Here is a 12,744-nt window from a genome sequence, read left to right as displayed (position 1 = left end):
CAAAGGGGAGATCACGATAAGCGCCCGGCGGGGAACGACAGGGGAAAGTGATAATCGACCCAATCCTTAGATTCCCTTGCTGCGATTTTCCATTCGCCGCAGCAATTCCTTCATGATCAGCCGGTAGAGTTCGTCGCCCAGAAATCTGTCTTCGATGCCGCTGTCGATATTCGGGTTGTCGTTCACTTCGATCACGTAGCCCCTGCCGTTTTTTTCCTTCACGTCGACGCCGTAAAAACCGTTCCCGATCGGCTGCGTGGCTTTCAGAGCCGCGTCGATCACGACTCGGGGCACTTCGAAAGTCGGCAGGGTTTCGAAATGGCCGGAATCTGTCCGGCTGCCGCCGTGCCGGTAGATTTGCCAATGATTCTTCACCATATAATAGCGGCAGGCGTAAAGCGGCTGGTTGTTGAATACGCCGATGCGCCAGTCGAAGTCGGTATAAAGAAATTCCTGGGCCAGCAGCAGCGCGGATTTTTGGAACAGCTCCGGCAGCTTTTGCTCAAGTTCCTGACGGTTGTTCATCTTCACGATACCCCGCGAAAACGAGCCGTCCGGGATCTTGATGACGACCGGATAGCCGGCTTCGGCCTCCAGCCGGTCCAGGTGCATCGAATTACCCTTGTGCAGCAGCCAAGCGTTCGGCGAAGGTACCTTATGGGTGCGAAACAGGTCGGCCAGATAAATCTTGTTCGTACAGCGCAGCATCGAAGTCGGATCGTCGATCACGACCAGCCCTTCAGCCTCGGCCTTTTTGGCGAAGCGGTAAGTATGATGATCGATCGCGGTCGTTTCGCGAATGAACAAAGCGTCGAACTCCGGCAGGCGGACATAATGCTGCTGGGTGATCAACTCGACATCGATGCCGAACTGCCGGCCGGCCGCAATGAATTTTTTCAGCGCGCCGGCGTTGCTCGGCGGCAGCTTTTCTTCCGGATTGACCAGAATCGCGAGATCGTAGCGCATCGCTTTGCGGGCGCGTCCCTTGCGCCAGACCTTCTTGCTGAACCGGTCGAGCGCCTCGGCAAACAGCGTCTGTTGCGTATCGTCGAGGCTCCGGTGGGAGACTGCGCGCAACGCGGTGATTTCCCACCGGTCCCGGTAGCTCAGGGTGACTTCCAGCACGGGGCACGAAAAGCGTTCGAAGAGCAGTCGCGCCAGATCCTGAAAATCCGGATCCGGCGTGGTGCCGAAATAGCTGAGCAGCTTGATTTCTCCGTGTTTGTTTTTGGTCTTGAAGGCCTTGTCCAGCGCCTGCGACAAATCCTCGATCTGCAGCCGGTACAGGGCTTTCCTGCCCAGATCGTTCAACGCCTTGACCGAGGGGATCACATGATGGCCGCGCGCTTCGGCCAGCAGCGAACAGTAATAGCCGTCGGACAGGTACTTGTAACTGCCGCACAGATTGATTACCCGTACGCGTTCGTCCGCGCCGCTCTGCTCGGTGGCCAGATAGGTTTCAAAGGTGATCACATGCTCGCTGGGATAATACGGATTCCAGTCGGCCAGATCGTCAACAACCAGTACGGTACGCGCCATAGAAAATTGATTCCCTCAAATGCGGATTAATGTATGGATTTTGAAGAACAGGATCATTTTAGCCGCGATCGGCGGGATTACCGTACTCTGCCGGATATTAACGGGGCATGAATGCCGGGGCCTGCGGGTGCCTGAAAGTAAGGCGGCAATCCCTTAATAAAAAACGAGGACTCGATGCGCTTCGGCAGGAAAACAGCGCGTTTGCGTCGACAAGCGCATATCCATTTCTTTGCTTTTGCGGCAAATTCGGGGCCTGGGCTGCAGGCCGGGCGGCTTATCGGTTGGACCCGCCGACCCCGCTTTCCCGGCGGAGCAGCTCGGCCTTGCGTTCGACGCCCCAGCGGTAGCCCGACAAGCTGCCGTCGGCCCTGATCACGCGATGACAGGGAACCGCCACTGCCAGCGTATTGGCGGCGATGGCGGCGGCGACTGCGCGCACCGACTTCTTCGGAGCCCCGATCCGTTCCGCGATGTCCGTATAGCTGACTTTCGTACCGGCCGGAATTTGTCTTAACGCTTGCCAGACTTTTTGCTGAAACGCGGTGCCCCGGATATCCAGCGGCAGATCCAAACCCGATGCCGGCATTTCGACAAAACGGATCACTTTGACAAGCCAAGCTTCGGCTTCCTTGCCGCTCGCCGGCTCGGCCTCCGGAAAACGCCGTTGAAAGTCGCGCGCCAGTTCATCGGGATCGTCTCCCAGGGCGATTTCGCAAAGGCCGCGCTCGCTCATCGCGGCCAGCACCGCGCCCAAGGCAGATTGGCCGAGCGCATAGCGGATACGGCCGCGTACAGGGCCTTGGCGATTGTCGGACGCGCTCATGGAAGCTTGGGGGTTAGAGGAATGAAACACATGCCGGGAAGCTATCGAAAATATTTTTCCGGATTAGAACGCCCGGCATCGAAAGAGTTCTTGCCGATTTTGCGTAAAAACAGTTTTTGTTACGGAGCGCCGATCTTCCGTTTGCGGAAGATCGGCAGTTGCACCGGGCAAATTCGAAGAATCCGGCGCAGCGAAAAAGCATTACTGCGGTGCGGATGCCCCGGGTTGGGCGGATTCGGCCGCTCCCGCAGGCGCCGGATTCGCCGGTGCGGAAGGCGTGGCAGGGGCTTCGTTTTGTGGCGCCGACTCGGCATTTTCAGGCTTGGCCTCCTCCGCAGGCGTTGCCGGCGCCGGGGCGGCTGGGGCGCTTTCGGCCACTTTGACCAGCCAACCCTCCTTCTCTTCGCAGCCCAACACCGCTTTGACCGCGGCATTGATCCGGACGAATTTGCCGTTCAGGCTGGCAGGCAGCTTGGCTTTGACCCGGTGAAAGCTGCTGTTGCTTTCGACCGTAAAAGGAATTTTTTCGCCTTTGCCGGTCAGGCGGATCGTGCTCGGGTTCGACCAGGCCGAAACTTTGAATTCGAACGCGGTTTCCGGGGAAACTTCAGCCCTTTCCGGTTCGATGTATTCTTTCAACGTGAAGTCGGTGAATTTGGGTTTCTTGCAGGTTTCTTCCACTTTTTCGTCTTTGTAGGCGAACGCGGATTGCGCCGTCAGAAGGATCGCGATGACGGATATAACTTTTATTATTCTTGTTTTCATAGACATACCTACCAGTGACTTTTGAAAAAATCCATCCCTGCCGAGGAACCAATCCGACGCACTTTAATGAGTTTTAGATGTAAATTCAACCGTAAAGTTTTTACTGATTAGAAACCTATCGGCCGTTTCGCCCTAAAAAGCCCTTCGACAGGTTCGCCCAAAATGCGGGTTGTCTTGTACAATAAGCCGATTGCATTTTATTGAGAGAGCACTGCCTTGAGCGAGCAACAGAGCCTGAATTACAAAAGCGCCGGCGTCGATATCGAAGCCGGCAACAGCCTGGTCGAACGGATCAAGCCGATTGCGGCAAGAACGCGGATTCCCGGCGTGATGGCGGGATTGGGCGGTTTCGGTTCGATGTTCGAGCTGCCTTTGGACCGCTTCCGCGAGCCGGTTCTGGTTTCCGGCACCGACGGCGTCGGCACCAAGCTGAAGCTGGCGAATGAGATGAATGTGCACGATACGATCGGCATCGATCTGGTTGCGATGTGCGTGAACGACATTATCGTGCAAGGGGCCGAGCCGCTGTTTTTTCTCGACTATTTCGCGACCGGAAAGCTCGACGTCGACACCGCCGCGGCGGTGATCGAAGGCATCGGCAAGGGCTGCGAGCAAGCCGGCGCGGCGCTGGTCGGCGGCGAAACGGCGGAAATGCCGGGCATGTATCCGGACGGCGAATACGACCTGGCCGGCTTTTGCGTCGGCATCGTCGAGAAAAGCAGGGCGCTGGACGGCAGCAAGGTCAAGGCCGGCGACAAGCTGCTCGGGATTGCCTCTTCGGGTCCGCATTCGAACGGTTATTCGCTGATCCGCAAGATTCTTGCGGTCAGCGGCGCCGCCCTGGACGCCCCGTTCGAAGGCAAAACGCTCGGCAAAACCCTGCTTACGCCGACGAGGATCTATGTGAAGCCGCTGCTGGCGCTGCTCGAAAAAATCGACGTGCATGCGCTGGCGCACATTACCGGCGGCGGCATCACCGAGAACCTGCCCCGCGTCCTGCTGGACGGCACCCATGCGGAGATCGATCTTTCGGCCTGGCAAATGCCGCCGGTTTTCGAGTGGCTGCAGGCGCAGGGCCATATCGCCGAGGCCGATATGCTGACGACTTTCAATTGCGGAATCGGCATGATCGTCTGCGTGGCGCCGGAAGACGAACAGGCGGCATCGGACATTCTGGCCGCTTTGGGCGAAACGGTGTATCCGGTCGGCAAGCTGATCGGCGGCGAAGGCAAGCCGAAGGTCGTTTACGTCTAACGTTCCGAACCCGACTCCCATCCGAAGACCTGCCAGGTTTTTAAAACCTGGCAGGTCTATGCGTTTTCAAGTCAGGCTGTAAAAATCGCTGTCCTTATACCAGTCGTGCGCATGCCTGAGCACGACCATGATCATCGAAGCGATAGGCAATGCCAGCAGGATCCCGATAAACCCGAACAGTTGCCCGCCGGCCAACACCGCGAAAATCACCGCGACCGGATGCAGCCCGATCTTGTCGCCGACCAGCAAAGGGGTCAGCACCGAACCTTCCAACACCTGGCCGACGCCGAATACGGCCAGAACCCAGAGCAGGTGCACCGTATCCTGGAACTGCAGCAATGCCGCCAACGATGCGCTGAAGATCCCGATCGCCGTGCCGAGATACGGCACGAAGCTGAGCAGGCCGGACGTCATGCCGATCAGCAAGGCCAGATCGATTCCGACCAGCGCGAGCCCGACGCTGTAAATCGTGCCCAAAGCCAGCATCACGTAGAATTGCCCGCGCAGGAACGCCGACAGGACCGTATCGAATTCGCCGGTCAGCTCGGCGACGTTCGGCGCGATACGCCGGGGCAAAAGATTGTACAGTTTGGCCATCAGGCTGTCCCAGTCGCGCAGCAGATAAAACGTCACGACCGGGACCAGCAGCAGGTTCATCAGCCAACCCAGGAGCATTCCGCCGGAATGCGACAGCGAACGCAGCAGTGACTGCGCAACGCCGCCCGCGCTCTGCCAATGGCTTTTGATCAGCTCGACCAGGGCCTGAGTGTCGAACGGCCGGACATCGAAATTGAAACGCCGGTTCAGCCACGGAATCGCGCTTTCGTTCAGGAATTGCGCATAGGCCGGCAGGCTGTCGATAAAGTGTCCGATCTGCCGTTCAAGCTGGGGAACCAGCCAGAGCAGAATCAGGACGAAGATCAGGGTCATCGCAAGAAAGACTACGGTAACCGCCAGCGTTCGGGATAGCCGGTACCGCTCCAGCCGGTCGGTCAACGGATCGCCCAGATAAGCTAGCGTCATTGAAACCACGAACGGCGTCAGTATCGGCGCGAGCAGATAAGTCAGCCAGGCCGCGAGACCGGTGATCGAAAACAGCAGCCATTTTTGCGAGTCGGTCATGCAGCGCGTTCCTGGAAAAGATTATCTTGGAAATGAGTATGCCTAGAATTGCAGAACGCGGCAACCGCCGTCTATTCATCATGGCGGCAACATCGCTTGTATGCTTCCGCAGTAGGGTACGCTGTGCGTACCTTTTCAAGCCCAAGAGTACGCGCAGCGTACCCTACAATATTCATTTCGGCCGGGTACCGGTAACTTTCTCAAGCCGCCGGCACGGCTATCCTTGCCGCCATCTTCGCAACGGGTAAAATCCTGCGTGCCCTTGTCCAAACCAATCCGCACCTTGTCCCCCGCCTTACCACTCCGCTTCGGCCCGCTCTCCGTACAGGAGAGATCGAAGCCCGTTTCCTTCAACTCTGGCCGAACTGATCTAATCTTAATGGCAATGCTTCATTTTAGATAGGTTCAAGAATGTCCGAACAACAAGCCCCCATTCATATCGGCTATTTATCCGAAGTCCGCGGCGACGGGATGGAAGCCCGGATCGCCGACGAACACGCCAGCGAACTGCCGATCATCAAGGTCGGCAATGAAGAGATTCTGGCCGGCCATATCGGCTCTTATGTAGTGATCCGCCAAGCGAACATCGGGGTTCTGGCGCTGGTGTTCAAGATCTGGGAAAGGGATCGCTATGACGGTAACGGCGCCCGCAAATCGGATCGCTTCATCTCCCTGATCCCTGTCGGCGAAATTCAGGAGGACGGCCTGTTCGTGCGCGGCGTGCGCCATTATCCGACGCCGGGCGCCAAGGTTTATGCGGTCGGGCTCGACGAGATCAACGCGATTTTTTCGAAATACCGGAGCTACCAGTTTTTCATCGGCCAGTTGTCGGCGCACAAGGATTACCATTTAAGCCTCGACCCGCGCGCGCTGTTCGGCCGGCATTTCGCGATTCTCGGCCAGTCCGGCTCCGGCAAATCCTGGACCGTCACCAGCCTGATCCAGAACACGATCCGGGCGATGCCCAGAACCCATCTGATCATGCTCGACCTGCACGGCGAGTATTGCTGGAAGGACGAAAACGGCGTCGTGCAGTCCGCCTTCGCGGAAAATCAGGTCAATTACATCGACGCGATGGAAATGGAAATGCCGTACTGGATGATGACCTATGCCGAACTGGTCGACCTGTTCATCGACCGCGACGACAAGGGCGCGACGATCCAGATGTCGTACATGCGCGAGATTCTGCAACAGCTCAAACGCAAGGAAGCCAAGCGGATCGGACTGCCGACCGTGTCGATCGATACGCCGATCCATTTCTCGCTCGCCGAGATGTATATGCTGTTCAAGGCCGCGAACGAGGAACGGAAGGATTTCGGCAAATCGCAAGGCGCACTGTTCGGCATGTTCGACGAGTTTCTGATCCGGATGCAAAGCCGCTTCAACGACGTACGCTACGACTTTTTGTTGAAGCCGAAACGCCGGAACAATTCCGAGAGCATGGCCGAACTGCTCGGCGAATTCGTGGGCCTGGGCCACAAAAAAGCCAATATCACGGTGGTCGATTTGAGCTCGGTGCCGACCGACGTCAGGCCGGCCGTCTCGGCGCAGGTCGGCCGGCTGGCCTACGAATTCAATTACTGGAATCCGCACCGGCGCGAATTTCCGATCACGCTGATCTGCGAGGAAGCGCATGCGTATATTCCGCGCGAGAAAGGCGGCCAGTTCGACGGCACCAAGCGGATGATGGAACGAATCGCGAAGGAAGGCCGGAAATACGGCGTCTCGATCGGCGTGGTCAGCCAGCGGCCGACCGAACTGTCCGAAACGATGCTGGCTCAATGCAGTTCGTTCATTTGCCTGCGCACCACCAATCCGGACGACCAGGCTTATATCAGAGGTCTCGTTCCCGAGGCGGAAGGCGACTTGACCGACATCCTGACCTCGCTCGGCCGTGGCGAGGCCCTGGTTGTCGGAGAAGCCGCGCCGCTGCCAACGCGCGTACAGATCTACCGGCCGAATCCGGAACCGAAAAGCAACGACGTCGATTATTTCACCGGCTGGCGCGAAGGCAAGGCCGATCTCGATGTGGCCGATATCGTCAATTTGTGGCGGACGCAGACGCGGAAATAAGGCTATCCCGGTTCGGATAAGGCGCATCGCTTCGAAATTCCCGTAGGGTACGCTGTGCGTACCTTTTCGAAATGTTACATTGCAGAAGCGTTGTTCAAGGTACGCATAGCGTACCCTACGGATTTCGTGCCGGAATATGGGCGCGATCTCCGGCTTTCTTGCTGATATTTCGCAATATTTTTCTGACAAAGCCGGATTAAACCGATATGATAGAGATTTATATCACTATGGGTTTACATCATGCAAGTAGCTAACAATATGGCGGTTTCGATTCACTATACGCTGACCAATGACGAAGGCGAAGTGATCGACAGCTCCATCGGTAGCGATGCGCTCGTTTATCTGCACGGCAAAGGCAACATCATTTCCGGCCTGGAGCAGGAATTGACAGGTAAAGAAATCGGCGATCAATTCACGGTACGCATTCCGGCCGAGGATGCCTACGGCGAATTCATGCCGGAGCGGGTACAGGTCATTCCGCGCTCGATGTTCGAAGGCATCGACCCTCTCGAAGTCGGTATGCAGTTTCATGCCGAAGTCAGCTCGGGACCCGGTATCGTCTCGATCGTCGACATCGACGGCGACAACATCACCATCGACGGCAATCATCCGCTGGCCGGGGTGCCGCTGACCTTCGACGTCGAAATCGTGAACGTCAGGCCGGCCACGCAGGAAGAACTCGATCACGGACATATTCACAGCTCAGGCTGCCATCATTAAGCGGCAACAAGCTAACCTTCAGGGTGCGCCGACCTCTTGCTGGAACAGGCGCCCCTGATTTTCTTTTAAAATACCCCCCGTTCTCACACGGATTTATTCCGATGCCACTTTGACTTCCGATGAAGGAAGGGATATAGGGCTTGACGGAAATTACAAACCCGCGCAATACGCTTCCGCGCACCGTTTCGAAGCCTTCTGGACTGCTCCAATGAGGTACGCAAAGCGTACCCTACGAAAGTGTGTCCGCTCTGGTTTTTGTCAAGCCGCGTTCATTGCCCCGATGCTTTTACAAGGCAATTCAATGGAGATAAAGGAAGGGAGGTCGGCAAACCGTTTCGGTTAGCCGGTGATTTCATATTTATCGGCAGAGCTGTCCACGCGGTCCCGCAATTCCTTGCCGGGTTTGAAGTGCGGAACAAACTTTTTGGCCAGAGCGACCGATTCGCCTGTTTTCGGGTTCCGCCCCATGCGCGGCGGACGCATGTGTAAAGAAAAGCTGCCAAAGCCTCTGATTTCGATCCGATCGCCGGTAGACAAGGCGTGGTTCATTTTTTCGATGATGCATTTGACCGCCAGTTCGACATCCTTGATGGCGAGATGAGGCTGCTGCCGGGCCAATGCTTCGATCAGTTCGGATTTTGTCACATTCAATCCTGCGAAAAATTAAAAGCATGAATGGGACGCGCCGAACGGCGCATCCCGGATCGATGGTGTTTATTTTTCAATTTGCTTGAACAGATCGCCCAGCGTCGGCGTAGCCGATTGTTGCGTGTAGTCCTTGATTGCGCTGGTTTCTTCGTCCTGATCCTTCGCCTTGATCGACAATGAAATCGACTTGCTCTTCTTGTCGACGCCGATGAATTTGGCTTCGACGGTTTCGCCTTCCTTCAGCAGCGTGCGCGCATCTTCGACGCGGTCGCGCTGGATTTCGGAAGCGCGGATATAGCCTTCGACATAGTCGGCCAAGGTGACGGTGGCGCCTTTCGCATCGACTTCCTTGATCACGCCCTTGACCAGGCTGCCTTTTTCATGGGTTGCCAGGAAGTTTTGGAACGGATCCTGTTCCAGCTGCTTGATGCCCAGCGAGATGCGTTCGCGCTCCGGATCGACCGCCAGGATGACCGTTTCGATCTCGTCGCCTTTCTTATAATCGCGTACCGCGGTTTCGCCGTCGTCCGCCCAGGAAATATCGGACATGTGCACCAGACCGTCGATGCCGCCTTCCAGGCCGATGAAGATGCCGAAATCGGTAATCGATTTGATCTTGCCCGAAATCTTGTCGCCCTTGTTGTGGGTCGCCGCAAATTCATCCCACGGATTGATCTTACACTGCTTCATGCCCAGCGAAATACGGCGGCGGTCTTCGTCGATTTCCAGGATCATCACTTCGACTTCGTCGCCCAACTGGACGATCTTGGATGGATTGACGTTCTTGTTGGTCCAGTCCATTTCGGACACGTGAACCAAACCTTCAACGCCTTCTTCGATTTCGACGAAGCAACCGTAGTCGGTCAGATTGTTGACCTTGCCGAATACGCGGTGGCCCGCAGGATAACGGCGGGCGATGTTTTGCCACGGGTCTTCGCCCATTTGCTTCATGCCCAGCGAGACGCGGTTCTTGTCTTTGTCGTATTTCAGTACCCTGACCTTCACTTCCTGGCCGATTTCGACGCACTCGGAAGGATGGCGAACACGGCGCCAGGCCATGTCGGTAATGTGCAGCAGGCCGTCGATGCCGCCGAGGTCGATAAAGGCGCCGTAGTCGGTCAGGTTCTTCACGATACCGGTCACGACCGCGCCCTCTTCGAGCGTCTTCAGCAGTTCTTCGCGCTCCTCGCTGTATTCCTTCTCGACGACGGCGCGGCGGGACAGAACCACGTTGTTGCGTTTCTGGTCGATCTTGATGACCTTGAATTCCAGATCGCGGTTTTCCAGGAACGCGGTGTCGCGAATCGGGCGCACGTCGACCAAGGAACCCGGCAGGAACGCGCGCAATGCGCCGACCGCCACGGTAAAGCCGCCGCGGACCTTGCCGTTGATCCGGCCGACCACGGTGGCGCTTTTTTCGAAAGCGTTTTCGAGTTCGGCCCAGGCCTTGTTCTTCTTCGCTTTGTCGCGCGACAGAAGAGTAGCTCCCAAGCCGTCTTCGAAGAGATCCAATGCGACTTCGACTTCGTCGCCGATCTTGACTTCCAATTCGCCATCGTTGTTCAGGAACTGCCACTTCGGAATCACGCCTTCCGACTTGGCATGGGTGCTGACAATGATCATGTCGTTTTCAATGTCGACAACGGTGCCGATCAGCATGTCGCCTGGCGACATTTTCGTCTTGTTTAAACTTTCTTCAAGTAACGCAGCAAAGCTTTCGCTCATTTTGTTCGTATCCCGCCCGCCGCAGAACGGCCGGCATAATTAATGTTAAAGTGGATGAAAACCGCATATCCGGAGATTGCGGCCGTTTATTAACCCTTGCGGACTAAGTTCAGGATTTCCTCGACGACTGAGTCTATCGTCATATCGGAAGAATCGAGAAAAAGCGCATCGCTCGCCATCGCTAAAGGGGCCGTTGCCCGCTCCCTGTCGCGGCGATCGCGTTCTTCTATCTCATTCGTTATTTGTACTAGACTAGCATCAATTCCTTTTTCTTTCAACTGTTTATATCGCCTCACGGCCCTTTCCGAAGCGCTTGCGGTCAAAAACACCTTGAAAGGCGCTTCGGGAAACACCACCGTACCCATATCGCGGCCGTCCGCGACGAGCCCTGGCAACTGCTTGAAATCCCTTTGTTTTTGCAACAGGACGCGCCTGACTTCCGGGATCGCCGCGACGGTCGAAGCCCTATTTCCGGTACTTTCCAAAGGAATCTCTGCAGTAATGTCTTGACCGTTCAATCTAACGGTTAGTTCCTCGCCGCATTCGAATTCGAGCCGTATCGCCTCTGCCGCCTTGACAATCCCCGCCTCATCGGCCAAATCGATCCCCTGCTTCGACACGGCCAGCGCCAGCGAACGGTAAATCGAACCGCTGTCCAGGTAGTGCCAGCCCAGCATCTTGGCGACCAAACGGCTGACCGTGCCTTTGCCGGCCCCGCTCGGCCCGTCGATCGTCAGCACCGGAACCGCCATCATGCCTCCGCAACACTGATGTCGAGGCCGAGCCGTTTGACCAGATCCTTGAACTCGGGAAAGGAAGTGTTCACGTTCAGGCAATCCAGAATCGTGATCGGCGCATGCGCCTTGAGGCCCGCGATCGAAAACGCCATCGCGATCCGGTGATCGCCGTGCGACTCGACCGTACCGCCGCCGATCGGCTTGCCGCCCTGGATCAGCATCCCGTCCGGCGTCGGCTCGGCATCGACGCCTAAAATCTTTAGGCCGTCGGCCATCACCTGAATCCGGTCGGATTCCTTCACGCGCAGTTCTTCCGCGCCGCTCAGGCGGGTTTGGCCTTCCGCGCAGGCGGCGGCGACGAACAGCACCGGAAACTCGTCGATCGCCAGAGGCACCAGCTCTTCCGGAATGTCGATGCCATTCAACCGGCTGTGAGTCACATGCAAATCGGCGACCGGCTCGCCGCCGACGATGCGCTCGTTCAGCACCTCGATACGGGCACCCATCAGCTTCAGAATGTCGATCACGCCGGTGCGGGTCGGGTTGATCCCGACATGCTTCAAGAGCAGGTCGGAACCGGGCGCGATCGAGGCGCCGACCAGGAAAAACGCGGCCGAAGAAATGTCGCTCGGCACGTCGATTTCACAGGCGGTCAGTTTGCCGTCCGCATTGATCGTGACCTTGTTGCCTTCCTTCTTGACCGGGTAATTAAAGCCGGCCAGCATCCGTTCGGTATGGTCGCGGGTCGGCGCGGGCTCGGTCACCGAAGTGTCTCCTTGCGCGTACATCCCGGCCAGAAGCAGGCAGGATTTGACCTGCGCGCTCGCCATCGGCATCGTGTAATCGATTCCGTTCAGTTGGCCGTCCTTGCCGGTGATACGCAAAGGCGCGGTGCCTTTTTCGGTGGTTTTGATTTCGGCGCCCATCGTTTTCAACGGCTCGGTAACCCGTTTCATCGGCCGGCCCGACAGCGATTTGTCGCCGGTCAACACGGCATCGAACGCCTGCCCCGCCAGAAGGCCGCTCAAAAGCCGCATCGAGGTGCCGGAATTGCCGAGATACAATTCCTTTTCCGGCGCCTTCAAGCCATGCTTGCCGACGCCGTGAATGGTCAGTTCGCCGTTGACCGGGCCTTCGATCTCGACGCCCATGTCGCGGAACGCCTGCAGGGTCGCCAGCGCATCCTCGGCTTCGAGAAAGCCTTTGACGCGGGTGACGCCTTCCGCCAGCGAACCCAGCATGATCGAACGGTGCGAAACCGATTTGTCGCCAGGCACCCGCGCCTCGCCTTTCAAACTGCCGCCCGGATTGACTTTGAAGGTAATGGATTTGCTCATA

Annotated in this window: 11 protein-coding genes; 3 read left to right on the top strand and 8 right to left on the bottom strand. The window is 57.2% G+C overall.

Going from position 1 to position 12,744, the window contains the following annotated elements; all coding sequences use genetic code 11:
• Nucleotides 1-66: 66 nt before the first annotated feature.
• The 3 genes from CC94_RS0109405 to CC94_RS21405 all read right to left on the bottom strand — a co-directional run bounded on the left by CC94_RS0109405 (nucleotide 67) and on the right by CC94_RS21405 (nucleotide 3,127).
• On the bottom strand, nucleotides 67-1,539 hold the full coding sequence (locus CC94_RS0109405) for a RimK family protein (protein WP_031430610.1): 1,473 nt from the start codon (nucleotides 1,537-1,539) through the stop codon (nucleotides 67-69).
• Nucleotides 1,540-1,813: 274 nt separating this feature from the next.
• A complete protein-coding gene (locus CC94_RS0109400) occupies nucleotides 1,814-2,362 on the bottom strand; it encodes a methylated-DNA--[protein]-cysteine S-methyltransferase (RefSeq protein ID WP_051040266.1) in 549 nt (182 codons plus the stop codon).
• Nucleotides 2,363-2,563: 201 nt separating this feature from the next.
• Nucleotides 2,564-3,127 (bottom strand): hypothetical protein, encoded by a 564-nt coding sequence (locus CC94_RS21405; protein WP_036303870.1) that lies wholly within the window; start codon nucleotides 3,125-3,127, stop codon nucleotides 2,564-2,566.
• A 216-nt stretch (nucleotides 3,128-3,343) separates the two neighbouring features.
• On the opposite strand from CC94_RS21405, the gene purM reads away from it, so the two are divergent.
• Entirely contained in the window at nucleotides 3,344-4,381 is a 1,038-nt protein-coding gene (gene purM, locus CC94_RS0109390; RefSeq protein ID WP_031430605.1) for a phosphoribosylformylglycinamidine cyclo-ligase, read from the top strand.
• Between the two features lie 66 nt (nucleotides 4,382-4,447).
• Here purM and CC94_RS0109385 read toward each other — a convergent pair whose 3' ends face one another.
• Nucleotides 4,448-5,503 carry an AI-2E family transporter gene (locus CC94_RS0109385; RefSeq protein WP_031430604.1) on the bottom strand — a complete coding sequence of 352 codons (1,056 nt, stop codon included), beginning with the start codon at nucleotides 5,501-5,503 and terminating at the stop codon, nucleotides 4,448-4,450.
• Between the two features lie 411 nt (nucleotides 5,504-5,914).
• On the opposite strand from CC94_RS0109385, the gene CC94_RS0109380 reads away from it, so the two are divergent.
• Together CC94_RS0109380 and CC94_RS0109375 are read left to right on the top strand one after the other, a co-directional pair.
• On the top strand, nucleotides 5,915-7,576 hold the full coding sequence (locus CC94_RS0109380) for an ATP-binding protein (RefSeq protein WP_031430602.1): 1,662 nt from the start codon (nucleotides 5,915-5,917) through the stop codon (nucleotides 7,574-7,576).
• A 240-nt stretch (nucleotides 7,577-7,816) separates the two neighbouring features.
• Nucleotides 7,817-8,296, top strand: coding sequence for an FKBP-type peptidyl-prolyl cis-trans isomerase (locus CC94_RS0109375; protein WP_005369211.1), 480 nt, complete (start codon nucleotides 7,817-7,819; stop codon nucleotides 8,294-8,296).
• 339 nt (nucleotides 8,297-8,635) lie between these two features.
• Here the strand turns inward: CC94_RS0109375 and CC94_RS0109370 are convergent, their stop codons facing one another.
• The 4 genes from CC94_RS0109370 to aroA all read right to left on the bottom strand — a co-directional run bounded on the left by CC94_RS0109370 (nucleotide 8,636) and on the right by aroA (nucleotide 12,743).
• On the bottom strand, nucleotides 8,636-8,941 hold the full coding sequence (locus CC94_RS0109370) for an integration host factor subunit beta (protein ID WP_031430600.1): 306 nt from the start codon (nucleotides 8,939-8,941) through the stop codon (nucleotides 8,636-8,638).
• 69 nt (nucleotides 8,942-9,010) lie between these two features.
• Nucleotides 9,011-10,669, bottom strand: coding sequence for a 30S ribosomal protein S1 (gene rpsA / locus CC94_RS0109365; RefSeq protein WP_005369209.1), 1,659 nt, complete (start codon nucleotides 10,667-10,669; stop codon nucleotides 9,011-9,013).
• 89 nt (nucleotides 10,670-10,758) lie between these two features.
• Nucleotides 10,759-11,421: a (d)CMP kinase gene (gene cmk, locus CC94_RS0109360; RefSeq protein ID WP_031430598.1), complete on the bottom strand. Its 663-nt coding sequence runs from the start codon at nucleotides 11,419-11,421 to the stop codon at nucleotides 10,759-10,761.
• Nucleotides 11,421-12,743 (bottom strand): 3-phosphoshikimate 1-carboxyvinyltransferase, encoded by a 1,323-nt coding sequence (gene aroA, locus CC94_RS0109355; protein ID WP_005369202.1) that lies wholly within the window; start codon nucleotides 12,741-12,743, stop codon nucleotides 11,421-11,423. Before aroA ends, cmk begins: the two co-directional genes overlap by 1 nt.
• Between the last annotated feature and the right edge of the window lies 1 nt (nucleotide 12,744).

The sequence above is a fragment of the Methylomicrobium agile genome (genome assembly GCF_000733855.1).
GTDB lineage: Bacteria > Pseudomonadota > Gammaproteobacteria > Methylococcales > Methylomonadaceae > Methylomicrobium > Methylomicrobium agile.
This window is presented reverse-complemented; position numbering and strand designations above follow the sequence as displayed.